The sequence below is a fragment of the Fictibacillus norfolkensis genome, assembly GCF_014836645.1.
Taxonomy (GTDB): Bacteria; Bacillota; Bacilli; order Bacillales; family Fictibacillaceae; genus Fictibacillus; species Fictibacillus norfolkensis.
In genome coordinates this window covers 210,399-235,100 of the sequence record NZ_JACSQM010000002.1, presented here as the reverse complement: position 1 = coordinate 235,100, position 24,702 = coordinate 210,399, and the positions used below count along the sequence as shown (strand labels likewise).

Sequence of the window (24,702 nt, the reverse complement as noted above, 5' to 3'; positions counted from 1 at the left end):
GATGTAACATAATAAAAAACCGGTTCCCCATTCCATGCTTTTTTATAAATCCGATTCATATCTTCATAATAGTCTTCTATAAGATGCTTGAGGTCATATAAAGATTTGCCTAAGATATCGGATTTTTGTAACTTTAATTCTTGAAGGAATTTTTCATTTATGTCCGTATATATAAAATGATCATTTATTTTCTCGAATGTAAAGTATAATTTATCATGTTTTTTTTCGTATTCCGTTGTCAATTTACGAATTAAACTGACTAAGTTTACATTTTTTTATTCATAAGAGTTCTCTCCTATTTTTTTAACATTGTTAACTATATTATAAAGAAAATGTAGTTAGAAAGTCTATGCGTTAAAAGTATTAAAAGTTAGAATGATAACCTATTATTTGCAGTGTGTTTTCAAATCTCGTTTAAATTATTAAACTCCTGCTTTTTCAAGCAGGAGCAGTTCAAAGGAGTTTATGAGTACGATTTTCATTACTCATAGTTAAATGATATGCGTAAAGAATAATTTTGGTGACACATACCAATTTTATTTTTTATTTTGACAAAAAAGCCAACTGAGGTTTATTAAATTTACAAATGACACCATTCAAACATAAAATGTAGCTATGCTTATTAGTAGGAAGTGAAGGCTTAGATATGAGAATCAAAGAGATTCGAAAAAAAAAATGGGGATACATTAAAAGAGCTTGCTGCAAAAATAAACTACGATTATAGCAACTTGTCTAAAATTGAACGAGGCATTTATTCACCTTCAATTTCATTATTAAAAAAAATTGCAGGAGTTTACGGAGTAGATTTTGTACATTTGTTAGATGAAACGGAAAAACTTACAACGGCCGAAGAAAGATTAATGTATGATTTGGATTTATCATCTGAAGAACTGTTAAAAAAATATACGCTTTTATTGGATGGGCAAAAATTAACGGAAGAGGAAATCGATTTCATCATTAATACGCTGCGAATCTTACGAGATGCAGTTCAAAAAAAGTAAAATGTGAAAAAAGAGCTGAAATCAGCTCTTTTTTACTTTAAGGAATTTTCTTCGGCAAGTTAATATGATTAAATTCATGTTACGCGCCCTATTTAACAAACAACTTTTAAGGTTAAAGGAATGTAAATATAAACAACTTAAAAGTTCTTATGTCTCAGTTTTAAAATTTAGTAGAAGGGAATTATTAAATAAAACATAAAGGAGGTGGCTAGCATGTCTGTTTATGACCAGATCAGCTCTTGTTGCAGCAGGATCGAGAAAGCAGACACAAAGGAAGACGTACTTCGCGAAGTAGATAAGCTGGACAACTACGCCTCTTATCTAAACGCAGAAAAAGCAAAACGACTTCATATTTATTGTGATAACATTCGTAAACTAAATGTTGATATTAAAACTGAAACGGTCAACCAAGCAGGTTTTATCCGAAATTTATTTGCCTAACATAAAGATCCCTCATGATGTTTTCATGAGGGATTTCTAAATTATTCGTATCTTGTTTCTTGAAGTGCAGCTTGTGTTTCATGAAGATGTCTTAAGTATTCTTTAGCGTGATGAATTTGTTTCTTTTCTTCTTCTGACATTCCTTCACCTGCGTCATGTACGGATTGCTGAGCGGTTTCGAGCCATAATTTTGCTGTTTGAAAACAAGATGGCGTTTGGTTCGCTTGAGCTTCTATCATGGCTTCATCCGCACGTTTTACATGGTGAAGTGCTTCTTGAATCTTAGGGCTTAACTGATGATCCATTTGTATGATCTCCCATTCACTTTTTGATTTTAGGTCTGATTAGAATTCCTTCCGAATAAGATTTAAGACAAGCATGAGTTGTCCATCTTATTCGTGGAGGTCTTCAATGATTATATTTTTTAAATATGTACTGCTAGGTCTATCTTTGGCGGCTCCCATTGGTCCGGTAAACGCTGCACAGATGGACCGCGGAATCAAATACGGATTTTGGCAAGCTTGGATGGTCGGGTTAGGTGCAACTGTTGCAGATGCACTCTATATGCTTATGGTGTACATGGGGCTTGTTAGCTATATCAATACTCCGTTCATCAAAACTTTTCTCTGGCTCTTTGGCAGCTTCGTACTCCTTTACACGGGAATCGAGACATTCAAAAAAGCTTCTGTGGAAAGAAAGAGCATACAGCAAGATTACACCGTACATAACAGCAGGAGTTTTCTGGCCGGTTTTCTAATGTCTCTTACCAATCCTCTTACCATCTTATTTTGGTTAGGAATATACGGTTCTATACTCGCAGAAACTGCAACGAAATATTCGCTGGAAAGTCTACTTCTCTATAGTGCGGCCATATTTTCAGGCATTCTCTTATGGGATTTCGCGATGGCGATCGTATCCAGCAGTTTCCGTAAAATGCTGGCTGACCGCATTTTACATGGAATTTCAAAACTATCAGGATTATCACTGATCGGATTTGGTTTTTATTTTGGGTATAAAGGTATATCGTTTTTATTATCGTAAAAAACAGCTCTGAAATTTTTTCTAAAGCTGTTTTTTTCTTGGGCCAATGAATATTCAAACGCTTAAGTAAAACAATAATACTTGTAAAGCAGGAGGGTATTATTGTGAAGAAATCTAGTTGTAATGGACCCGTTCAACCAAATCTTGATCATTCAGAAGCAAAGAACATGGCTTGGTGGCAGCTCTCTCTTGTGGGAGTAGGATGTACAATTGGGACAGGTTATTTTTTGGGATCCACAATTGGGATCCAACTTACCGGCCCATCAATCGTTTTTTCCTTTATATTGGCTGCTATAGGAACGTACATCGTGTTTCAGTTATTAGCCAGAATGACAGCAGCTGATCCTCAAAAAGGTTCGTTTTGTTATTATGCCACTCATGCCTATGGAAGATGGGCGGGTTTTAGTTGTGGCTGGAATTATTGGGTCTCGAGCATATTGATCATGGGAAGTCAGCTTACTGCGCTCTCGATCCTTTCTCAATTTTGGCTGCCACATGTTCCGCTTTGGATCTTTGCAGCATTCTACGCGGTGTTAGCCATTGTTGTTGTTTTAGCAGGTACGAAGAAATTCGATCAAGTTGAAAATTTACTGGCAGTCATAAAAGTGGCAGCAATCGTTATGTTTATTATTTTGGCGATCGCAGGATTAATGGGTTTTGTGGACGGTAAAAGTTATAATCTGGATATACCAAGTACGTACAACGGTTATTTTACAGGTGGGTTAAAAGGATTTTGGTCGTCTCTTATCTATGCGTTTTATGCATTTGGCGGAATTGAAGTGATCGGCATGATGGCGATGCAATTGAAAAAGACAGAAGATGCTTCAAAAGCAGGAACGATCATGCTTTTTATTCTTACCATCATCTATGTCCTATCGATCGGACTTGCCGTATCTACTGTTGCTATAGAAACATTCGATCATAAAGAAAGTCCGTTTGTTACGGCGATGGAAAGGTATCATCTAGGTTTTTTTCCTCATGTATTTAATGGAGCCATCATCGTAGCGGGGTTTTCTGCAATGGCAGCAGCTTTATTTGGAGTGACCAACCTATTAAGGACGCTTGCAGAAGATGGAGATGCTCCGAAATTGTTTGCGAAGACAATAAAATTTAAAAAATTGCCGCTTCCTGCCATGGGTTTAGGAGCAGGAGGACTTTTAGCTAGCATTATAACAGCCCTACTTCTCCCAGGAAGGATCTATGAATACATTACAACCGCAGCTGGGATTTTACTTTTATTCAACTGGTTGTTTATCATTTTGTCTTCAATGAAAATGTTGCAGCAATCCTTATGGGTGAAGTTGATTTCAATTGTTGCTATCCTATTAATTTCTTTAGCCGTTACAGGAACTTGGTTTGAAGAAACAATCCGGCCGGGGCTATATGTTAGTATCGGAATCTCAGTGATTATAGGAATCATTTCAATGATTATACAAAAGAAACGAAACGATCAAGAAGGTAATATGATTTAATTCTGCTAATTTAAATTACTCTCTTCTTTTAAATCATTAACTCCTAATTTTTTGAAGGATCATAAGCCTATTTACTCATATTGACGTAAAAATGATCTGATTCGACATCCACTTCGTTAGCTTAGTGCAAGACAAAAAAATTACAGGAGTGTGATGAATCATGATGAAGAAATTTGCGAGTACAGGACTAGCTGTGGGATTGCTATTAGGTGGAGGTACTGCATCCTTTGCTCAAGATGACAGCACCACTGTAGATCTTAGCACGAAGCTCAATGCTGCGATTGAGAATAATGAAACTGTAACTTCAGCTGAATTTGCAGCTTGGGCAGAAGCGAATCATTGGGAGATGTCCGATCTTCAAGCTTGGGCAGAAGCAAAAGGAATGACAGAAGGTGAAATTCAAGCTTGGGCAGAAGAGAATGGCTGGAGTGAGGAAGACAGCGCTCGTTTAGATCTAAACTTAGATGCTAGCCTAGATCTGGACAACATTTTGGATCGTAATGACAATGACCACTGGGAAGACGATGAAAATGATGACGAAGGAATACTTGATGACATCCTTGGTGATCTATTATAAGAAATGTGAACAAAGAAAGCCGTTCCCTAGGGAGCGGCTTTTTCTTATGCTTTCAGAATGTATGACTTCTTTGCACGATCAACCAAAACACACGAAGTTTCGGATCTGGGAAAATTGGTATCGTACACGCTGCCTCCGGCCGCCGATCCAGATATAGCCGGTAACGCTGTTTTGACGAATTGCTACAAGGAAGAACCAAAAATCACGCCCAAACTGACCTGGACGACGAAGACCTAAGAGACCCCAATTTCCTAAACAGCTGCATAACCGGGCACGAATTTGAGGAGGCTGGAATGTTTGTGTGAAAAACGGCTGTGGTATCTGGCTTTGGGCAAATTGTTGAGGCGGTGGAGAAAATGGACCTGCCTCATCTTCTTCCGTTTGGCGATCTAAATATTGTGATTCATCTATTGAATGCTGATGTTGATGATTATAAGGATGATTGTTCATTGGATTATTATTCATAAATAGAGTTTCCTCCTTCCTCTAAACAGTTTGTTCGATATATGAATATGATTGATGTTCCTTTTGAGTAGCTTGTTCGTTGTACATAATAGTAAAATCAGAATGAAATGGGCTGCATGATGGAGGTTTAATGTAAAAAATGAAAGCAATGACAATCGATCGTTACGGCAAGGACGTAGCACTACAAGAAACAGAGATGCACAAACCTGAAATTGGTGATCAGGATCTTTTAGTCAGAATACATGCTGCAAGTATTAATCCGATTGATTTTAAAATAAGAGATGGAAAAGTAAAAATGCTGTTATCTTATGACATGCCGTTAATTCTTGGTAATGATTTTTCAGGAACCGTCGAGCAGGTAGGGAGTAAAGTTTCTACGTTTCAACCGGGAGATAAAGTGTATGGAAGGCCAAGAAAGAATCGAATCGGAACATTCGCCGAATATATTTCAGTAAACGAAGATGATGTTGCAATCGCACCGAGTAACATTTCTTTGATTGAAAGTGCATCTCTGCCGCTAGTTGGACTGACCACTTGGCAAGCCTTTCATGATGTTATTCAATTGAAAGAAGGACAAAAAATCTTAATCCACGCTGGTGCGGGTGGGGTTGGTACATTTGCGATTCAGCTTGCAAAAGCCATGGGAGCATATGTAGCTACAACAGCAAGTGATAAAGGATACGATCTTGTAAAGTCATTGGGAGCTGACGAGATCATCAATTACAAAGAACAGGCTTTTGAGAAAGTCCTTAAAGGTTATGATGCTGTCTTTGATACGTTAGGTGGAAATTCTTTAGAAAAATCATTCGAAGTATTGAGACCAGGTGGAAAGATCGTTTCTGTTTCTGCCGTTCCGAATAAGGCATTTGCAGAAGAAAACAACATGGGGTTTATCAAAAAAGTGATTTTCTCTATCGTGAGCAGAAAGTTAACGATGCTTGAAAAGAAACATAACGTCCACTACCATTTCCTATTTATGAAGCCGAGTGGAGAACAGTTAAGAAGGATTGCTGATTTGGTAGAAAAAGAAGACATCGTACCTGTGATTGATAAAGTTTTTTCATTTGAAGATGCACAGAAAGCAATCGAATACGTAGAAACGGGGAGAGCGAAAGGTAAAGTTATCGTCAAGGTGGAATCACCTCTAATTGCAAAGAAATGAAGGAACTCATTCTTATTTTGTAGAAGTTTATTTAAACACAGAAAAATACAAAATTAGGATGATTTCATATGATTAGGTATCCATTATTAAAAGAAAAAGCAACGATTGGAGTAACTGCTCCTTCATCTGGTGTTCAATCAGCTCTTCATGACATGTTCAAGCAAGCATGTCTTCGAATGGAGAAGAGAGGATATGAAGTAACTTGTGGTGATACGGTATGGACGCAAGTAAAGGCAAAGTCAGCACCGGCAAAAACACGTGCTGCAGAGTTTAAAGAGATGTTAAGAGATACAAAGATAGATTTAATCATCCCTCCTTGGGGTGGAGAGCTATTAATTGAAATCTTAGAACATATCGATTTCATGAATGTTCCAGAAAAATGGATTCTAGGGTATTCAGACACAAGTGCTCTTTTGCTTCCCATCACGTTAAAAACAGGGATTGCAACCGCTCATGGCACGAATTTAGTCGATTTAAGAGGTGAGTACTCTGATGAAACAACAGCGATGTGGGAAAACGTACTCTCAACAAGAGAAGGGGAAACCGTTCTTCAGAAGTCTTCAGAGAAATATCAAAAAGAATGGAACCACGAAGCAACAACACCATACGTGTTTCATCTAACTGAAGATACAGAGTGGATGACGGTCTCAGGTAAATACGAAAAGATTTCTGGACGTCTGCTTGGAGGTTGTATTGATGTGATTCGTCATCTGGTAGGAACACCTTATGGCGACGTCGCTCATTTTAATAAACAGAAGATTAATGGAGAACCCATCGTTTGGTACTTAGAGAATTGTGAAATGAACACAGCTGATTTGAGAAGATCACTTGTTCAAATGAAGCTAGCCGGCTGGTTTGATAATTGTTCCGGTATTCTGTTTGGCCGAAGCCCTGCAAATGAGCCTGTTAATCATTACACAAAGGAAGACGTGTATAGAGAAATGGCAGATGAGCTGAAAATACCAATTATTTACGATGTGGACTGTGGACATGTACCACCTCAGATTACTTTTATAAACGGGGCTTATGCAGAAGTTGAGGTAGAAGGTGGTAGAGGGACGGTTTCACAGCATTTTCGTCCATGATAGCGTCTTATATCATTAGTACAGTTGAAAATTTGAATAAAAAATAATTTAGAAGTTGTCTCCTTTATGAAGGGGACAACTTTTTTTCTGACCACAATTATAGATGAGATGGTAAATTGTAAAAAAATTAAAAATATGGTTTAAGTTAAAAGTTTAAGTGGTACATAACTTATACAAACGCAGTACATTTATTGTTCATTCGTTTGTATACCATTTGTGAGGAGAGATGAAATGAAAAAGTTTTTTGGGTCTGCACTTGCTGCAATCATGATGTTTGCTTTGATGGCAACGGGGGCTTTCGCTGAGTCTAATGATGCGATGGTTCGTATTGTACATGCTTCACCTGATGCACCTGCAGTTGATGTCTACGTAGATGGAAAACCTGTAGTTGAAGGAGCTGAATTCAAAGCGGCAACTGATTACATGCCATTGCCAGCTGGCGAACATAAAGTTGAAGTCTTTGCAGCAGGAACAAAAGATAATGCTGTTATTTCACAGAACTTAACGGTAGAGGCAGGTAAAGCTTATACTGTAGCTGCGGCGAACATGTTAGAAATGGTTGAATTGGTAGTTGCAGAAGACTCCATGCAGGCAACTGAAGGAAAAGCAAAAGTACGTATCGGGCATCTTTCTCCTGATGCTCCGACAGTGGATGTGGGTTTAATTGGTGGGGATGCTTTGTTTAGTGGAGCTTCATTTAAAGCATTCACAGATTATAAAGAATTAGATCCAAATACGTATGATTTAGAGATTCGTACTTCAGACGGTACACAAGTGCTTGATCTCTCTGGAACAAAGCTTGAAGCAAATATGGTATACAGCGTATATGCAATTAACACTGCTGATAAACTTGAAGTATTAGTTCTGCAAGACTCAATGGTAATGCCATCTGAAATGCCTAAAACAGGGATGGGTGGAGCATCAGATGAGTCATCAGCAAACTATTCAGCAGGAATAATTGCAGCTGTGGCTGGATTTGGAGCATTAGCGTTTGTCCTATATCGCAAACGTACAGCTCAATAATGATGAAAAAACAAATAATCTTATTTACAACCATTTTCCTGCTGAGCAGCTGCTCAGCAGGATATAACTATGAAAGTGAGAAGAAACAAGAGTATAGTCAGAACGAGATTCTAGTTTCATCACAAGAAGAACGAGAGGAAACAAATACAAATTCAGCTCAACAAACTGAGTCTATGATGAAAATGAATAACGAGGATGCAAAAAAGCCAAATGATACTGAATCCATTGGTATTGTTCCAACAAAAATAGAGATTCCAGCTTTAAAAGTGAGCGCTTCTGTAAACGGACAGGGGCTAAACAAAGACGGACAGATGGAAGTGCCAGATAACGGAGAAGATGTTGGCTGGTATGAACTGGGTGCTAAGCCGGGGGCAAATGGGAATGCTGTTATAGCTGGCCACGTTGATGATTATAGGGGACCTGCTGTCTTTTTTTATTTAAAAAACTTGAAGGCAGGCGATCTCATTCACGTTTATGGAAAAGGAAACGAAAAAGTTTCCTTTCAAGTGGAAAAGGTCGTTGCTTATAAAAAAGACGAAGCACCTCTGCGTGTGATATTTGGACCTAGTCAGCAGCCAAGGTTGAACCTTATTACATGTACAGGTGTATATAACAGAAAAAACAATGAACATGAGAAACGGTTGGTCGTTTATGCAAAACGAATCAAACTATAAAAAGAGCAGAGACCATCTACCGAAGATGATTCTGCTCTTTATTTTAACTATAACATCTGTTTAACGATCATTTTCTTAATCAATCTCCATTCAACATGCCGAACACGCCTTTAGCTATGCTGCCTTCATCGCTCGATCCGCCTCTATGCGGAGCCGCAGCAAACACACGACTTGCTAAGCGGCTGAACGGAAGTGATTGGATCCAAACCGTTCCCGGTCCTCTTAATGTGGCAAAGAACAAGCCCTCACCGCCAAATAGTGCTGTTTTCACACCTTTTACCATCTCGATATTGTAATCGACACCGCTTGTCATCGCGACCAAGCACCCTGTATCTACACGCAGCACTTCTCCAGGTGCCAGTTCTTTTTTGTGAATCGTTCCACCGGCATGGACGAATGCCATCCCATCGCCTTCAAGCTTCTGCATGATAAAGCCTTCACCACCGAAGAAGCCGGCACCAATTTTACGTTGAAATTCTATTCCGACTGTTACACCTTTCGCAGCGGCTAAAAACGCATCTTTTTGGCAGATCACTTTACCGCCAAGCTCACTTAAGTCCATCGGAATGATTTTTCCAGGGTATGGTGAAGCAAATGAAACGTGTTTCTTACCACGCTCTTCATTCGTAAATGTTGTCATGAACAAACTCTCGCCTGTCAGAACGCGTTTACCTGCATTAAAGAGTTTACCCATTAAACCGCTTCCGCCTGAAGAACCTGAACCGTCCCCGAAGATAGTCTCCATCTCGATGCCGTCTTCCATCATCATTAGTGCACCAGCTTCAGCGATCACCGTTTCTTTCGGATCCAACTCTACCTCGACGAACTGCATGTCATCGCCGTAAATTTTATAATCGATCTCGTGGTTATTCATGTTCTATTCCTCCAATAATGTTTAATCTGTGTTTCCTGAAACCATTTCAAAGTTTGAAGATTTACCGTTTTTTTATAATTGGATGGTTTCATAGGCTCTGTTTAATTCTACCTCATAGAATAGATGATTTTCTAAGTTCTTATCTTCATAATCAGCAACCGTCTCTACCTCATAGTAGACCTTAAGCGTGGTACCGTCTTCTTTTACTTTAAAATTAGAGAATGTGATGGCGGGTTGATTTTGTAAGATGTTTGCTGCATTTAGCATTAGGTAGATTTTTTCGTCTTTATCTTGATAAAGATGGATGCCATTATGATTTTTAGCAGTCTCAAAGAAAGACTGAACCTCATTACCAGCTTCCTGAGGTGAAATAAGATCTGTGCGTAGTTTTGAATCATCCATACAGCCTGTTAACAAAATGACTATTCCGATTAGCACTATTATCTTCTTCATCAGAGGCTCCTTAAGGTTACTGAATAGAATGCACAAGTAATTACGCGTTAAAAATCTTTTAGTTTCAATTTGCGTATAAAAATTTTGTAACATCTATGAGAGCTTGAGGGATATAAAAACGTTAGTGAGATAATCTAACAGCTTTGTTGAATGAAAGTTTCATTAAGATATAGTAAAAGCAGGGGGTAGGGCAAAGGGGTGGCTGCACGATGTCTTTTGAAAATACACCATATAAAGATAAGAAGGTTATTTCAATAGGTATTGTAAGGGAGTTAACAGGATTGTCATTCAGACAGATTCGATATTACGAAGAAAAAAGATTGCTTTTTCCAGAACGTACAGAAAAAGGGACGCGGAAATATTCTTTTTCTGATATTGAGAAGCTGGTTGAGATCGCGAATAAACGAGAAGACGGCGTACAAACTCATGAAATTAGAACCGAGATGAAAAAGGAAAAAGAAAAATTAGGAGAGAAGAGTGTGCTAAAAGAGATGCTTCGAGGTCAATTTCATGCTTACTTCAAGAACAACCATGATCGAACCTCATAAAAAGGCAGCCTCGGGTGACTACCTCTTTTTGTTTCCTACTAATCTCATTGTAATTATTCTTTCAAGTAGCTTCCATGGTAGGATGCTTTTTAGCCATATCGTTAATCTCACACCTTTGCCAATCTGGTAACGGAGTTTAGGGGTTTTTGTAGAGATAGCAAGTTTAGTTACAAGATTTGCGACATCAATAGGGTTCCCATAACCTGCCTTGCTGCTTTCCATGTTTTTCAGAAGTGCCTCCATATAAAAGGAATAAGGAGACTGAGAATCGGTGGTCATGTTGTCGATTGTAGACCAGATGTTTGTTTGATAAGATCCAGGTTCAATAAGAACAACATCTATACCGAATGGTCGCAGTTCAAGACGCAAACTTTCACTGTATCCTTCCAACGCGTGTTTAGATGCCGTATAAGGTGATAGACCAGGAAACCCAAATTTTCCAGAGATGCTGCTCATATTAATGATGCGTCCTCGCTTGTTTTTGCGCATGAAGGGAAGTACGGTTTGCGTAATCGCCATAACACCAAACACATTTGTTTCAAACTGCAGACGATATTCATCGATTGAGAGTTCTTCCGAAAAACCGCCAAGTGCAAATCCCGCATTATTTACTAAAACATCAATGCTAGGAAACTCTTTGATGAGGTCTTTAAAAGTATGAATAGATTCTGTTGATGTCACGTCTAGAGCATGAAGGTGAATCTGGTCACTTACTTTGTTTGCGTCGGCCAACTTTAATAGAGATTCTGCACGACCGATATTTCGCATCGTACTTATTACGTAGAAACCGGCCTTCGCAAGTTCAATTGCACAATGCATACCAAACCCGCTAGAAGTGCCAGTCACAATGGCTGTTTTTCTGTTCATTTTATTCTCCTCATAAAAAAAGTTCGTTAAGTTATGTACTAAACGTAAACGAACTTTTCCGAGCATTCAACTATTTATAAGGATTATGGGGCTTCTTATCACGATAGTTATAAATAACATAAACAAAGCTTGAGTATGATCCGACTGCAGCAACTCCATAAACGATTCCCATTACGATACCAGTCCAAAGACTATGCGGATGGGCAATTAAAACAGATATGATTAAGCCCAGGAAACAGGCGATCGTTGGTATCCAAAGAGAGATGTAAGGAAAGAAGATCTTGAGGATTTCAATCATGATGATGATGGCAGGTATAGCAATCAATGCATCCCAAAAGTTAGTAAGAATGAACGGGAACTCCAAATAGATGCCTCCTTACCCTTTTTTGCCCTTTATATACTCTATACAGAATATGGCTAATCTTTCCTTCTATTTGTCCACATTGCACAAAAATTTGCTTCCATCATTTTAAGCCGTCATTATTTTTCAAATATTACAATGTGTAATTTATCATACATTCTGAAGAATATTGTTATACCGCTGTAATTCCTTCACAATGTCTTTGTCATCTCCACCTGTTAGTATGGGACAGGTCAGATTAAATAAGAAAAGGGGATGTTACTTTGAAAAAAGCAGCAGCAGGATTAGCAATAGCAGGTGTCGTGGCGTTCAATCCGATAGTGGGTGAAGCCGCTCTTGGAGATCAAACGCTGAAACCTGAGACGCAGCATTCAGATGTACAAGACCTCCAACAAACGTTAGACAAAAAAGGATATTTTTCATATAGCAAAACAACCGATTATTATGGTGACTATACAACAGATGCGGTAAAGAAACTCCAAGCTGATAATGGCATCACAGTGGATGGCATCGCCGGTGATGAAACATTTAAAGCGTTAGGAATCGATACATCAGAAAGTAATTCTTCAATCGTTGAAGTGGCTAAGAAGTATGAGGGAACGCCTTATAAGTGGGGTGGAGAATCACCCGACGGATTTGATTGCAGCGGATACTTAAAATATATCTTTGACGAAGCAGAAAATGTTGAGTTACCTCGTACAGTGGATGATATTTATGCAGAAGGAACAAAGGTTGATTCACCAGCAGTAGGCGACATCGTTTTCTTTGATCTAGAAGGTGACGGACCGAGTCATGCTGGAGTATATATCGGGAACGACCAATTCGTACATGCTTCTTCTTCAAAAGGCGTAACAACTTCTGAACTTAATAGCTCTTATTGGTCAGAAAGTTATATCGGAGCAAAAAGTTACGAATAAATTTCATGTATATATGAAAACGTCCACTTAAAGTGGGCGTTTTTTTGATGGTAAAGAAGCGTTAGCGGTGAACGTGAGTGAAACACAGGTGTTAATCACTTTGTAGCAGGTTGAACTTTGTCACTTGTAGGTGGTCATTAATGAGTTACAGGTGAAAAACACTACTTTACCGGCGAACGTGTAATAAATATAATATCACGTACCGTAATAGTATAAGATACGCATAAAAAAAGATGACCACGTTAGATATACGTGAATCATCTCTCTACAGATGCACTTTGCTTCAGTGTATGCTTAACCACCTTTGTGACTTTACGTTGTTCAGCGCGACTTCCGCCAAACTTAAACACGATAACTCCACCGATGATGACGAGGACCCCTATAAGTTGCTGAGAAGTAAACGGAATTTTCTCTAGACCGAACAACCCGAGCGAATCCCACATGAGTGCAGAACCGAGCTGTGACGTAAGAACGATAGATATCGCGAATGTTGGACCGAGCAGTCGTGTGCCTTGAACTAAACAAACAACAACACCTACACCGATCAAGCCACTGAACCAAAACCAAGTCTCCATGTTCTTGAGGACAAACAATTCTGTTCCTTCAAAAACAACACCAAGCGTCATGGATGCTAGAAATCCTAAACCTAGTACAAGAGCTGTGGTCGACCATGTTCCTGCGTGGTCATTGACTCGTGTATTAAAAATATTTTGCAGACCAACAAGAATGCCTGCCAGAATGGCAAAGAGTAAACCGATAAGCATGTTGAACGCTCCTTTATTTTTCGTATATATTCCGGTGATTAGCTAGTTCGCTTAAGCCTTCTCGATTCTTCACTTCAATAAAACCTTTATGCCGTTCCACAAGGCCTTCTTTAGAGAGATGTTGGATGACACGGTTCAAGTGGCGATAACTTGTGCCGATTAGGTTAGCGGCATCTATAAGGTGACTCGTACTCAGTTTGCCACTATACAAAGCATCTCCTTCATCAAAGCAAACCGACAGAAGGTAGCTCGCAAAACGCACTTCAACCGGATATAGTAGGTTAAAGCTTAAAGAACTTGATTTTACATAAAACTTCTGGGTGATCACGTTCAATAGAAATTTTAATAGCGGCGTATGATCGCTCGCAAACTTTTTTAACCAGCGATGGTGAATCGCGATCATATGCACTTCAGAGACCGCTTCAACCGTATTGATGAAGTCAGTTCCTTGCACATATTCAATGTCTCCAACAACATCCAAAGGTGTTTTAAATGAAAGAATAAGTGTTCTGCCTTCAGGTGATGTGTTGAAAATCTTAAGTTTTCCTTTGACTAACAAGTATAGATGGTTATAAGGGTCACCTTGTGTACAGATCAATTCACCATGATCATAGCTGAATAAAGTTAGGTAAGGTAGAAGATCATCATTTAAGATAGGTTTGATTTCAAAAGTCTCCATATAGTGCTGAAGCAGCTCAGTATCGTGAATTTCTCTCATTGTCCAATCACCTCATCTCATTCTCCTTTAAAATTTCAAAATGACAACTCCAGCGATCATCATCGCGATCCCAATAAATTGTGGAACCTTCATCTCTTTTTTCAATACACCAAACCAGCCTTTTCCATCGATCAAAAATGTGATTGCAAGCTGCGAGATCAAGATTACAGCTATCGTTAGCGTTACGCCTATAGAGTGGATGCCGTAAATATTGCCATAGATTACGACTGCAGCAAATGACCCTCCAGTTAGATAGATCGGTCTCACTTTCTTAAATTGTTTCCATTTTTGATCCTTTACGATCACTACAATGAGAACCGCTGCGATAAAGCCAGTCAATTGAGTGATCGTGGCTGCCTGCCATGAGCCAATATTCTGGCTGATTCGTGCGTTCGCGACCCCTTGCAGAGTAATAAAAGCACCAGCTAAAAATGCAAACACTATTCCTTTCAATTCATCACTTCCCAATAAAAAATTCTATAACCATTAAAGAATAGAAGTGGATCCGTTGGGAAGGACATATGTCCTAAAACTTTAAAATGTATGTTACGAACATGATAGTTACATGATGAAATGTTCCTTTTCCTTTCCACTTTTACATATTTCGTTTAAAATAAAAAGCTGCACGACAATCTCTATGAAAGAGGTAAGAATATGAAACGACTAAAAAAATTATCAAATAAAAATAATAAAAACAATGAACAATCAGCAGAATTTAAGAATCGTGAAAGCTGGTTAAAGATTATTATCATCGGTGCATTTGCTTTATTGATCTTTTATAAAATTGCAACGGCACCATTCGTATTCCGCTTTTCAGATTTTATATCCGTATTTAGTTCGTTGTTCGCTATAACGATCTCTCTTATCTATTTTAACAAGGTCAGCAAGTTAGAGAAGATGATTGAGTCTTTCACATCTAAAGAGCGAGTAACTCAGTCATTTGAGGCAACCCCAACAGCTGTGGTAGCGGAAGAGCCAAATCAAGAGCAATTAGAGCTTTTTGAGGAGAAAGAAGAAAAAATCGTTGTACCTGAAGAGATAGAAGAAGCAACAGAGAATAATGAAGAAAATGAACAAGAAGAAAAAGAAGAAGTAATTGATGAAGAAGAGATTTGGGAAACGCAACGAATTAAAGAAGAAGAATTAGCCAAGATCGAGATGGATAAAACACAGATCTATAACGAATTGTTCTCGCGTGCACAGTTAAGCAAGGAAGAAATGAATTACTTTAACGATAAGATTAGAGAAAAAGAAACAGAGAGCTTCAACACAAAACAAGAATTGAATCAATTTAAAGATCGTATTCAAAGTGTGTTTAAGAAAACACCGCAATTTTTCCAAAAAAGAGATTCACGGATCGAAGGAATTGTTCGCATGATGAACCCGGTCACCCTCAAGAATGCATCTCTTGAAGACTTAAATCAGCGTATGGATCAAGTGATTGACGTTATTCCGGAAGAAACGCTAAATTCCTTAATAAGAGATGGGTTATTAGATGAAACATACCACCTTACACGTTCTGGTTACCGTGAATTCATGCACGTAAGTAAAACATTTCAATAATAAATGATAGAAAGAAGGTGTGCCCTTGGATTAAGGGCACACCTTCTTTGTAAATGTGTAAAGTTAAGATGGACAATATATACAGATTGTTCGTTCAGAAGAAACAGGACAAATAATTTCACGGTAATTAAGAATATATTTACGGTAATCATTCATAATTTCACGGATAACTAACATAATTTCAGGGATAAAATAATTTAAACAATTTTCGACAAAACGACATCCTCACCACATCAAACATGTTTCACAAATTTATTTTGCAAAAAGATGATTGCCGATCTTCGTAACGGAAGCTCTTGAAAATATCCAGGTATCCGTTGCAAGTTCAGGATTGTAGTAATAAACAGATCCGTAAGTCGGGTCCCAGCCTTTCTTCGCGTCAAGCACTGCACGATATGCATTGCTGGATGGCTTTAAGTGAAATTGCCCATCATGAACGGCTGTAAATGCGTTTGTCTGATGAATAACATCACTCACATTTTTCGGGAATGCAGGGTCTTCTAAACGATTTAATATAACAGCGGCTACAGAAACTTTGCCTATGTAGGATTCACCACGTGCCTCACCGTGAACAACGCGAGCCATTTTTTCTACATCTTGTAACATTAAAAAGGTAGCAGGACCAGCAACGCCATCTGATGAAAGATTCGTCTCATACTGAAAGTTAGCGACTGCTCGCTCAGTAATAGGTCCATAGTATCCAGTAACAGGTCCATAGAATAAACCAAGTGCTTTTAGTTTTTCTTGTAGGATGGCGACCTCATAGCCCTGACTTCCTTCAGTTAATAGTCCATGCGCTTGAACTTTAGTCGGAACGAACAAAAAAGCCACTACCACAAAAAAGAGTACAAGCTTACTTAGTAGGTTTCTCATTGTAAAACTCCCTTCTCTTTATGATTTCTATATATTATCAATAAAGGATGATTTAGACATGAAGCACATTCTCTATTTTTTAGCAGCAGTACATGTCCCTCTAAAGTAGGGAGATATGACAATTCATGTTACAAAACTACTAACTCGTTATAAATGTGTTTCAATGCAGAGTTAACGGGTAAATAAATGGATTGGATAAGAAACCATCCTTACATAAAAATAAACCCATTTAACATTTTGTTAAACGGATATTGTCAATCACTCACAAATCGTGGATTCGGGAAAGAAGCCCGGATATTTGTTGCAAAGTCTTTTGTATTCAGTTGGATATTGCTTGCTTAAAAAATGAATATAACAGAGGATTCTATGATTTTGGATATATTTTCTGTTCTTAAAATTAAGTTGATATTCCTGTCCGATAGGGAGGTTTAAAAGAGGCTTGTTCTTAAAAAAAAGAGGAGTCATACAATTTGAGATTGCATCGTGTACATTTACAACTCGGATGCTGTTTATCACTTCTTCATAAAACTTTTTAGTAAAATCTTCATTAGCGATTGGCAAACTCGCAAAACTATAGAGAATAGGATTTATAAAATTTGTGTTAACTGCTGCATCTAGTGTAAATAAAGCAGCTAGACTGCCGCCGAGGCTATGACCTGTAACGAGTAGCTGTTTATCACCTGTATATAGCTGGTTGATATCCGCCAAGAGAGCATCTCGAAATGTACTATAAATTTTTGTGATTCCTCGATGAGTTAACCCGCTATCTGTAACATAAATATATGGGACTTGTGAAACATCAAGGTATGAGCTTACATTATCAATGGTCTTTGTTCCCCGAAAAGCCACAACGAGTGAATCCTCAGATTCAGCAATAAATCCAAATGTTTCACCAGAATCTGAGACGATCTCACGTTTCATCTCGTAATGCTTAGGTAATTCAATCGCACAAAGTTTGTGAACAATATAGGCTTTGTAAGACATCACTGCCAAGAACAGAGCCGTTTCTCCATCGAACACAAATAACTCTTTTGTTTTTTCCATACAAATCACATCCTTCACTCATCCGATTTAATAGTATATGTCGGATGCGGTGGACAAGTATAGACGGGTACACTTAGAGTATTAACTATTTTTCTATAAAATGGATGTCGTTGTTTATTAAACAAGGAGATAGATACATACTAGTTAAGTGTACTTATTAATAAAGGGAGAGGAGTTTGCAGATGACAAAAACAGTTCTTAGTTTTCTATTTGTAATCGGGTTCGCACTTGTCCATTTAAGCTCTAAGTACTTAAGTTTTATAAAAGACTCTCCTCGAAGTAAATTTTTATCTTTTTCAGGTGGCGTAGCTGTTGCTTATGTTTTTCTACATTTGCTTCCTGATTTGAACCACTATCAACAAAAGGTAGGAGAATCGCTTAAAAAAGGAATTGGGCACTACGTAGAGGACCATATTTATTTAATTGCGATGCTCGGTCTGGCACTTTTTTATGGACTAGAGCGATTAGTCAAGAATTCAAAAAAGAAAAAAGGTGCACAATCAAATCCTGAAGAAGTTGCTGTTTCTTCAGGTGTCTTCTGGGTACATATGACATCATTCTTTCTTTACAATGCGGTTATTGGTTATTTGCTGATTAGAGAAGAGTACGAGACAAAATGGGGAATGTTCTTCTTTTTTTTGGCACTGAGCATTCACTTTGTCGCTAATGATCATGGCCTTAGGAAGGATCACAAACAAAAATATGACAAGTATGGAAGAGTGTTACTTACAGTTGCGATCTTAATTGGTTGGGCAATCGGAGCTATCACCGTAGTTCATGTACTGATTGAATCAATATTAGTTGCTTTGCTAGCTGGAGGTATCATATTAAATGTCCTAAAAGAAGAACTTCCAGAGAATCAGGAAAGCAGCTATGTGGCGTTTATCGCAGGATTAACAGGTTTTTCTGTACTGATGATGTTGGTTTAGAAGATTAGTCGTTAATTTTTTTGAAAAGCTCGTTTAACTTTGTAAAAGTGAGCTTTTCTTTAGATGTTAATGGTGAAAGTGATGAGGAAATGATTTCGTTTTTTTTAATCAGCAACCTAGTGATTTCCTGTGAACCATTCTTTGTTAATGATACGTAAACTTTTCTGCGATCAGACTCTGTATATTGCCGATCGACCATTCCTTTTTTAGCAAGCCGATCAATAAGGGTAGAAGTTGAAGCTGGACTTGTATCTATTTTTTCAGCAAGTGCAGTGATTGTTTGATTTTTATGCTCAAGCAAATAAATCATGGTTTCAATTTGAATATAATTTAGTTTTTCATCATGAAGGAATGATTCTTTAAAATTTTTAACAAATTTAATTAGTTCATTTATCTCAAAGTTGTCTTTGTTATTCATAATCATTCTCCTAAAGTAAATGAAAAGACGACACTTCTTATTAAGTGCCGTCTCATATTACTTGATTTTTTAAATATTTAAAGCTTTTATTCTTAACATTATTAACTATGTGCCTACTGTAACATAGTTAATACGAGTTGTTCAATTTGAAATAAATGGATGTTGGCTTTCTGAAGCCTCTTTCTTTGACTATTAAAAAATATTTTAGCTAGCATTAGAAGAATTAATCTGTTCGTTCTGTTCATTTCTATATTTTAGTAGTAGAAATGAGATACCAATCCCACCTACGGTTAAAAGAAGCGTAACACCGTAAATAGCATGAACCCCAGAAGCTATTATTTCTTGAAGTTGACCCAATTGGCTAGCTTTTAGTTCACCACCATGTTCAAAAGAAGCGTTCAGATCAAGGTCTTGTCCAGCTTTTTCAGCCTTAGAGATGGTAATCAAGTTAAAAATCGTTCCGAACACAGCAGATCCGAGCGTCTGGCTGAATGTATTCGTAAATGTATTTGATGCAACAGCTACCCCGCGTTTATTTGAGGGTACAGAAGCCTGAATGATTAGCATGTAAATTGGCGTAATGAGTCCCATTCCAAGGCCTAGAATACCTGATGCAACATAGATTAAGTATGTTGGAGAATGAGCATCTAACAGATAGAAAAGTAATGAAGCCGCACTTACTACGCTAATTCCAAGGGTAATGATCCAATTATCCTTTAACCGTCCTACTAAGTTTCCAGCAACTAGTGAACCTAAAGTCCACATAACAGGAAGTGGCATCAAAACAAAACCAGCTTGTGTAGCCGTTTTCCCCATAACTCCTTGGCTCCAAATAGGTAAATAAATCGTGATACAAATAACGACAGCACCAGAAATCAATGTGAGTGAGTTTACGATCAACACACTTTTATTAGTAAAAAGGTTAAGTGGAATGAGTGGTTCAGGTGATTTTTTTTCTATATATACAAACAGCACATAAAGCAGGATGGCAGCTAGGAATAGTCCGATAATGATAGGATTGCTCCACTCTTGAGTTTGGCTGCCTGTTAAAAGTGCATATAGAAAAGCGATCGTACCAAGCGAAAACGTGACAGCTCCCCAATAATCAATATATGGTTTACCTTTTGTAAGATTCTCTTTGTAATTCGCTGCGAGCATGAAGAAAGCAAGAAGTCCGAACGGGATATTTAAGAAGAAAATATATCGCCATGATAGCGTGTCAACAAGAAAACCACCCGCTAAGGGTCCAAGAACCCCAGCAACTCCCCATACTGCTGAGATCCAGCCTTGTGCTTTCGCTCTTTCTTTTGCCTCAGCATACAGATCTCCAATGATCGTCATCGTAATCGGCATAACTGCACCAGCACCGAGACCTTGAATAGCACGGTAGAAGATGAGTTGTTCCATTGACATGGCAATACCGCAAAGAGCAGAGCCTATCAAAAATAGAATAATACCTGCAAGAATGACCTTTTTTCGGCCGAATAAATCCGCAAGCTTTCCATAGATCGGAGTCGATACAGCAGTAGCCAGCATATAAACAGCGTAAACCCAGCTCACCAGTTCAATGCCGGAAAGATCGCTCGTGATACGTGGAATGGCTGTACTCACAATCGTACCTTCCATCGCAGCCAGAACAGTTACTAGCAATAAAGCGGTCATAATTTGTTTTCTCATAAAAGTCCTCCCCAACAGTACGCATCATGCTGTATTCATTAAATAGTTCACTTAGTTAAATGAATGATAAAAAAGAGTGTAACCAAGAAATTAGTTTATCATGTCAATGAAGGATTAGCTATTTTGAGGTATTGAAGTTGGAGGGAGGAAGAGAGGGGAATTATTGGACAGATTATTGATTAGATTGGACAGATTCTTTACTAGAACGGACAGAACATCCTCTAGAACGGACAGATAACTATTTGAATCGGACAAATTATCATCTGAAGCAGCGAACAGACGGCCTAGTTTGATATACTTTTCATAGGTGATGCTAATGTTTTTAAAAAGAATCAAGCTACTACGTGATGAAATTAAATCTAATAAAGCTTATCCGTTCTCTATTCCTGCAATCAGCAAACTTGATGAGATACATATCGAAAAGAACGTAACCTTTTTTGTGGGAGAGAATGGTACGGGGAAATCTACATTATTAGAAGCGATCGCGGACAAGTGTGATTTTAATACAGCTGGCGGTGGTCGCAACAATACGTATGATGTTTATGCTTCAGAATCAGAATTAGGCAATTATATTCGGCTTTCGTGGTTACCTAAAATATCTAACGGGTTCTTTTTACGCGCAGAATCGTTCTACAGCTTTGCTACCCATCTTGATGAAGTAGATAATACAGGATTTAGAGATTATGGAGGACGATCCCTTCACAAACAATCTCATGGTGAATCTTTTCTGTCTCTGTTTTTACATCGATTTAAAGGAAGAGCAATTTATCTACTAGATGAGCCTGAGGCAGCTCTTTCACCTTCAAGGCAGCTCACTTTCTTGAAAATTATTCATGATCTTACAGTTCAAGGCGATACGCAGTTTATCATTGCTACTCATTCTCCTATATTGTTAGGTTATCCGAATGCTGACATCATAAGTTTTGATGATGGAAAGATATCAAAAGTAGAGTATGAATCTACAGATCATTTTCAAGTCACCAAGTACTTTTTAAATAATAGGGAGAAGTTCATGGAAGAACTTCTTAAAGACGATGAGTAACGATTCTTCTATTATTATGTTAGCTTTCTTTTAAATATTTTTAATCTAGTTCTCTATTTAATCGTTAAGCCAAACGGATCATAAATCATCACGTAAGTAGAGAAGGGGATCTGATTGCTCTTTATCTCTTCAACAAGTGAAAAGCCTAGATGAGTATAGATCTTCACATTTTGCATCGTTTCAGTTTGCAGCAAACAAAACGTTCTTTTCTTTTTTGTTTCTGCAACTGCGGCATTCATCATATTGGTCATGTGCCCTTGATGTCGGTGGTTCGGGTCTACACAAACGGAATCGACCATAAGAAAGTTTTCATAGTGTTGTTTATAATAAGAAAGCTTACTGTTTGCTGGATGCAGTCGACTAGCTTTTCTCAAAAAATCAAGTAAAGACAATCGGACTAAAACATTCGGCAAGCGAATTGCACATGATATAGCTGCGAGCATGAACTTGCCTACCTTTGTTTTCTCTCCTTGCTGTGATACACAAAAAAGCCCTTCCACGCTATCAGATGTTACATACAACGAGCCGTTGGTTTGCAGGATTCGAAGGACCATGGGGAAGACCGAACGTAAGATCTTTCTCCTTTTATTAGGAACAGGAAAGAAATATACAAACATCGGATTATCAATAAACGAATCAGTTAAGACTTCACTTGCTTTTTTGAGGTGTTTTTTTTGTAGTTTTTTCAAGTGATCATACATGAAGCAAACAACTCCCTCCGATGATGTTACACATCGATCTGCGAATAGACGTAGTACCATTAACATGAAGTATCATTTAATGGGAATTCGCGAACTTATATGTTAAGTTATGTGAATATTCTAAAAAGGTGGTTGAAAGATGGTTAACTATGATGGAAAAGTATTTGTTTCTGTTCAAAACTCTTCAAACGGTGAAGTATCCTCACTAACAACTTTTCACTACAAACAAGAAGGAAACATTGTAACAGCTTCATACACAGGCGGAGAAATCTTAAAAGGTACATTAATCGGAATTGTAAATGAAGATGGCAGCTTGAATTTCAGATACAATCATGTGAACACCTCTGATGAAATAAGAGGTGGAGCCTGTATATCTCAACCTGAAATCCTGAATGATGGAAGAATTAGGCTGTAAGAAAAATGGAGATGGGTTGAAGGCAGTTCTGGAGAATCAATAATTGAAGAAGTGAAATAGTAATCTCTCCTAAAATGTTCTGAAAGCACCGTACTGACTGGGTTTTCTCCTTATATTCACATCTAACAAACGGACTGAATTTCGGGAAAATAAAGAAATTTGTTGAAAATAGTGATCCAAACTAAAAAACCTCCCGTTATCTAGATAAGAAAGTTAGCTAACTTTAAAAATTTCTAGAGACAAGGGAGAGAACTTATCATGAACTTGAAAAAACTAATCGTACCTGCATTGAGCGTATCCTTATTGATTCCTACAGCTGGAAATGTACAAGCAGCTGAGAAACCAACTGTTAATACACCAGCTTCTCAGTTGAGAGCGGACTTGGATTATCTTTTATCTGAGCACTTTGTCTTAGCTGTTACGGCTATGACTAAATCTTACGATGGAGCGAAAGATGCTGAAGCAGCGAACAAGGCTCTAGATCAGAACGCACTTGAAATGACACCTGCTATTGCATCTGTATACGGTGAAGAAGGAGCGGCTGAATTCGAGAGAATCTTTAGAGAACACAATAACTACACAGATGATCTTGTAAACGCAGCAAAAGAAAAAGATGAAAATGCTCGTGCAGATGCCGAAAAAGAAGTAGCAGAATTTGTTGAAGAATTCTCCACTTTCCTTAGTACGGCAACGGAAGGTAAACTTCCAAAAGATGCTGCAGCAGAAGCAGTTAAAGTACATGAAGCTCAAGTATTAGAAGTGTTTGATAATTACGTAGAAGGCGACTATAAAGAAGCAAACGAAACATTCCGTGAAGGTTATAAACACATGTACGTAATCAGTGATGCTTTATCAGGAGCAATCACTACACAAATGCCTGAGAAATTCGAAAACACGAAATCTGATACACCAGCAGCAGATCTACGTTCAGCACTAAACAGCTTAGCTGCCGAACACTTTGCATTAGCTGCGACAGGCATGCAAAAAGGATTTGATCAGAAGAAAGACTATGATTTTGTAAGCTGGGCTGAAGATGCTCATACAGCTGATTTCAAAGCAGCTATCGCTTCTATATATGGTGAAGAAGGAGCAGCACAGTTTGAAAAAGTATGGCAAGGAAACCATATTAATGCACAATCTGAAATCGTTGCAGCAACACTAGAAGGTGATGAGGCAAAAGCAAAAGATGCAAAAGCTAAGCTTGATCAGTTTGCAATGGATTTCGGAGCATTCTTAGGAGCGGCAACGGCTGAGAACCTGCCAGCTTCTGATGCTGAAAAAGCGATTAAAGCACACGAAGACCTAGTAAGACAAACATTTGATCAATACGTTGCAGGAGATTACGATGCTTCATATGCATCATTCCGTGAAGGTTACAAATACATGTTTGGTGTAGGTCAAGCATTGGGTGGTGCGATTGTAACTCAAATGCCAGACAAGTTTGCTGGTAGTGAAATGCCTTCAGATATGCCGAAGACAGGATTTGGTGGAGCGAGTGATTCTACATCTGCTTCTGCAATTGCTCTAACTGGTCTTGGCTCACTATTAGCTGTGTCAGCACTATTCTTATTCAGAAGAAAGTCAACTAATCAGTAAT

Annotated in this window: 30 protein-coding genes; 16 read left to right on the top strand and 14 right to left on the bottom strand. The window is 38.1% G+C overall.

The features are described from left to right. The first annotated feature begins 728 nt into the window (after window positions 1-728). Entirely contained in the window at window positions 729-1,001 is a 273-nt protein-coding gene (locus H9648_RS05565; RefSeq protein WP_318243488.1) for a helix-turn-helix domain-containing protein, read from the top strand. A 213-nt stretch (window positions 1,002-1,214) separates the two neighbouring features. Further along, window positions 1,215-1,442, top strand: coding sequence for a hypothetical protein (locus H9648_RS05560; RefSeq protein WP_191752906.1), 228 nt, complete (start codon window positions 1,215-1,217; stop codon window positions 1,440-1,442). A gap of 41 nt (window positions 1,443-1,483) precedes the next feature. On the opposite strand, the gene H9648_RS05555 is transcribed toward H9648_RS05560, so the two are convergent. Continuing rightward, window positions 1,484-1,747, bottom strand: a complete 264-nt coding sequence (locus H9648_RS05555) for a hypothetical protein (RefSeq protein WP_191752905.1) — start codon at window positions 1,745-1,747, stop codon at window positions 1,484-1,486. Window positions 1,748-1,853: 106 nt separating this feature from the next. Here H9648_RS05555 and H9648_RS05550 point away from each other — a divergent pair, with 106 nt between their 5' ends. From H9648_RS05550 to H9648_RS05540, 3 genes are all read left to right on the top strand, one after another. Continuing rightward, a complete protein-coding gene (locus tag H9648_RS05550) occupies window positions 1,854-2,483 on the top strand; it encodes a LysE family transporter (RefSeq protein ID WP_191752904.1) in 630 nt (209 codons plus the stop codon). 167 nt (window positions 2,484-2,650) lie between these two features. After that, the gene (locus H9648_RS05545) at window positions 2,651-3,955 is read left to right on the top strand and encodes an amino acid permease (RefSeq protein WP_191753230.1); all 1,305 of its coding nucleotides are present in this window, start codon (window positions 2,651-2,653) and stop codon (window positions 3,953-3,955) included. 160 nt (window positions 3,956-4,115) lie between these two features. Continuing rightward, window positions 4,116-4,532: a hypothetical protein gene (locus H9648_RS05540; protein WP_191752903.1), complete on the top strand. Its 417-nt coding sequence runs from the start codon at window positions 4,116-4,118 to the stop codon at window positions 4,530-4,532. 78 nt (window positions 4,533-4,610) lie between these two features. Here H9648_RS05540 and H9648_RS20635 read toward each other — a convergent pair whose 3' ends face one another. After that, window positions 4,611-4,997, bottom strand: coding sequence for a hypothetical protein (locus tag H9648_RS20635; RefSeq protein ID WP_225218749.1), 387 nt, complete (start codon window positions 4,995-4,997; stop codon window positions 4,611-4,613). A 139-nt stretch (window positions 4,998-5,136) separates the two neighbouring features. Between H9648_RS20635 and H9648_RS05530 the strand changes: the two genes are divergently transcribed. The 4 genes from H9648_RS05530 to H9648_RS05515 all read left to right on the top strand — a co-directional run bounded on the left by H9648_RS05530 (window position 5,137) and on the right by H9648_RS05515 (window position 8,941). Beyond that, window positions 5,137-6,159, top strand: a complete 1,023-nt coding sequence (locus tag H9648_RS05530; protein WP_191752902.1) for an NADP-dependent oxidoreductase — start codon at window positions 5,137-5,139, stop codon at window positions 6,157-6,159. Between the two features lie 68 nt (window positions 6,160-6,227). Continuing rightward, the gene (locus H9648_RS05525; RefSeq protein ID WP_191752901.1) at window positions 6,228-7,244 is read left to right on the top strand and encodes a S66 family peptidase; all 1,017 of its coding nucleotides are present in this window, start codon (window positions 6,228-6,230) and stop codon (window positions 7,242-7,244) included. A 231-nt stretch (window positions 7,245-7,475) separates the two neighbouring features. Next, on the top strand, window positions 7,476-8,267 hold the full coding sequence (locus H9648_RS05520) for a DUF4397 domain-containing protein (protein WP_191752900.1): 792 nt from the start codon (window positions 7,476-7,478) through the stop codon (window positions 8,265-8,267). Next, the gene (locus H9648_RS05515) at window positions 8,267-8,941 is read left to right on the top strand and encodes a class F sortase (RefSeq protein WP_191752899.1); all 675 of its coding nucleotides are present in this window, start codon (window positions 8,267-8,269) and stop codon (window positions 8,939-8,941) included. Before H9648_RS05520 ends, H9648_RS05515 begins: the two co-directional genes overlap by 1 nt. Before the next feature lie 79 nt (window positions 8,942-9,020). Here the strand turns inward: H9648_RS05515 and H9648_RS05510 are convergent, their stop codons facing one another. Beyond that, window positions 9,021-9,815 carry a TIGR00266 family protein gene (locus tag H9648_RS05510; protein WP_191752898.1) on the bottom strand — a complete coding sequence of 265 codons (795 nt, stop codon included), beginning with the start codon at window positions 9,813-9,815 and terminating at the stop codon, window positions 9,021-9,023. 72 nt (window positions 9,816-9,887) lie between these two features. Beyond that, window positions 9,888-10,268: a lipoprotein gene (locus H9648_RS05505; RefSeq protein WP_191752897.1), complete on the bottom strand. Its 381-nt coding sequence runs from the start codon at window positions 10,266-10,268 to the stop codon at window positions 9,888-9,890. Between the two features lie 209 nt (window positions 10,269-10,477). Here H9648_RS05505 and H9648_RS05500 point away from each other — a divergent pair, with 209 nt between their 5' ends. Continuing rightward, a complete protein-coding gene (locus tag H9648_RS05500; protein ID WP_191752896.1) occupies window positions 10,478-10,816 on the top strand; it encodes a MerR family transcriptional regulator in 339 nt (112 codons plus the stop codon). Between the two features lie 18 nt (window positions 10,817-10,834). Here H9648_RS05500 and H9648_RS05495 read toward each other — a convergent pair whose 3' ends face one another. Next, window positions 10,835-11,683 (bottom strand): oxidoreductase, encoded by an 849-nt coding sequence (locus H9648_RS05495; RefSeq protein ID WP_191752895.1) that lies wholly within the window; start codon window positions 11,681-11,683, stop codon window positions 10,835-10,837. A gap of 70 nt (window positions 11,684-11,753) precedes the next feature. Further along, window positions 11,754-12,047: a hypothetical protein gene (locus tag H9648_RS05490; protein ID WP_191752894.1), complete on the bottom strand. Its 294-nt coding sequence runs from the start codon at window positions 12,045-12,047 to the stop codon at window positions 11,754-11,756. A 260-nt stretch (window positions 12,048-12,307) separates the two neighbouring features. Between H9648_RS05490 and H9648_RS05485 the strand changes: the two genes are divergently transcribed. Beyond that, a complete protein-coding gene (locus tag H9648_RS05485; RefSeq protein WP_191752893.1) occupies window positions 12,308-12,961 on the top strand; it encodes a C40 family peptidase in 654 nt (217 codons plus the stop codon). A gap of 257 nt (window positions 12,962-13,218) precedes the next feature. On the opposite strand, the gene H9648_RS05480 is transcribed toward H9648_RS05485, so the two are convergent. The 3 genes from H9648_RS05480 to H9648_RS05470 are packed head-to-tail and all read right to left on the bottom strand — an operon-like array spanning window position 13,219 to window position 14,896. Continuing rightward, window positions 13,219-13,725, bottom strand: coding sequence for a DMT family transporter (locus H9648_RS05480; RefSeq protein WP_191752892.1), 507 nt, complete (start codon window positions 13,723-13,725; stop codon window positions 13,219-13,221). Between the two features lie 13 nt (window positions 13,726-13,738). After that, the gene (locus tag H9648_RS05475) at window positions 13,739-14,443 is read right to left on the bottom strand and encodes a Crp/Fnr family transcriptional regulator (RefSeq protein ID WP_191752891.1); all 705 of its coding nucleotides are present in this window, start codon (window positions 14,441-14,443) and stop codon (window positions 13,739-13,741) included. Between the two features lie 27 nt (window positions 14,444-14,470). Then, entirely contained in the window at window positions 14,471-14,896 is a 426-nt protein-coding gene (locus H9648_RS05470) for a DMT family transporter (protein ID WP_191752890.1), read from the bottom strand. Window positions 14,897-15,097: 201 nt separating this feature from the next. Here H9648_RS05470 and H9648_RS05465 point away from each other — a divergent pair, with 201 nt between their 5' ends. Then, window positions 15,098-16,006 carry a hypothetical protein gene (locus H9648_RS05465; protein ID WP_191752889.1) on the top strand — a complete coding sequence of 303 codons (909 nt, stop codon included), beginning with the start codon at window positions 15,098-15,100 and terminating at the stop codon, window positions 16,004-16,006. Between the two features lie 252 nt (window positions 16,007-16,258). On the opposite strand, the gene H9648_RS05460 is transcribed toward H9648_RS05465, so the two are convergent. Together H9648_RS05460 and H9648_RS05455 are read right to left on the bottom strand one after the other, a co-directional pair. Next, entirely contained in the window at window positions 16,259-16,879 is a 621-nt protein-coding gene (locus tag H9648_RS05460) for a cell wall hydrolase (protein WP_191752888.1), read from the bottom strand. A 258-nt stretch (window positions 16,880-17,137) separates the two neighbouring features. Next, window positions 17,138-17,923 carry a lipase family protein gene (locus H9648_RS05455; protein ID WP_191752887.1) on the bottom strand — a complete coding sequence of 262 codons (786 nt, stop codon included), beginning with the start codon at window positions 17,921-17,923 and terminating at the stop codon, window positions 17,138-17,140. 182 nt (window positions 17,924-18,105) lie between these two features. Between H9648_RS05455 and H9648_RS05450 the strand changes: the two genes are divergently transcribed. Next, window positions 18,106-18,852: a ZIP family transporter gene (locus tag H9648_RS05450; RefSeq protein ID WP_191752886.1), complete on the top strand. Its 747-nt coding sequence runs from the start codon at window positions 18,106-18,108 to the stop codon at window positions 18,850-18,852. Between the two features lie 4 nt (window positions 18,853-18,856). On the opposite strand, the gene H9648_RS05445 is transcribed toward H9648_RS05450, so the two are convergent. Both H9648_RS05445 and H9648_RS05440 read right to left on the bottom strand, forming a co-directional pair. Further along, complete coding sequence (locus H9648_RS05445; protein ID WP_191752885.1) at window positions 18,857-19,270, bottom strand: MarR family winged helix-turn-helix transcriptional regulator; 414 nt, start codon at window positions 19,268-19,270, stop codon at window positions 18,857-18,859. 204 nt (window positions 19,271-19,474) lie between these two features. Beyond that, a complete protein-coding gene (locus H9648_RS05440; protein ID WP_191752884.1) occupies window positions 19,475-20,947 on the bottom strand; it encodes an MDR family MFS transporter in 1,473 nt (490 codons plus the stop codon). A 316-nt stretch (window positions 20,948-21,263) separates the two neighbouring features. Here H9648_RS05440 and H9648_RS05435 point away from each other — a divergent pair, with 316 nt between their 5' ends. Continuing rightward, entirely contained in the window at window positions 21,264-21,989 is a 726-nt protein-coding gene (locus H9648_RS05435; RefSeq protein ID WP_191752883.1) for an AAA family ATPase, read from the top strand. 53 nt (window positions 21,990-22,042) lie between these two features. On the opposite strand, the gene H9648_RS05430 is transcribed toward H9648_RS05435, so the two are convergent. Continuing rightward, window positions 22,043-22,690, bottom strand: coding sequence for a GNAT family N-acetyltransferase (locus H9648_RS05430; RefSeq protein WP_191752882.1), 648 nt, complete (start codon window positions 22,688-22,690; stop codon window positions 22,043-22,045). 139 nt (window positions 22,691-22,829) lie between these two features. Between H9648_RS05430 and H9648_RS05425 the strand changes: the two genes are divergently transcribed. Both H9648_RS05425 and H9648_RS05420 read left to right on the top strand, forming a co-directional pair. Beyond that, window positions 22,830-23,105, top strand: coding sequence for an avidin-fold protein (locus tag H9648_RS05425; RefSeq protein WP_404825649.1), 276 nt, complete (start codon window positions 22,830-22,832; stop codon window positions 23,103-23,105). Window positions 23,106-23,363: 258 nt separating this feature from the next. Further along, window positions 23,364-24,701, top strand: coding sequence for a copper amine oxidase (locus H9648_RS05420; protein WP_225218748.1), 1,338 nt, complete (start codon window positions 23,364-23,366; stop codon window positions 24,699-24,701). Window position 24,702: the final 1 nt, after the last annotated feature.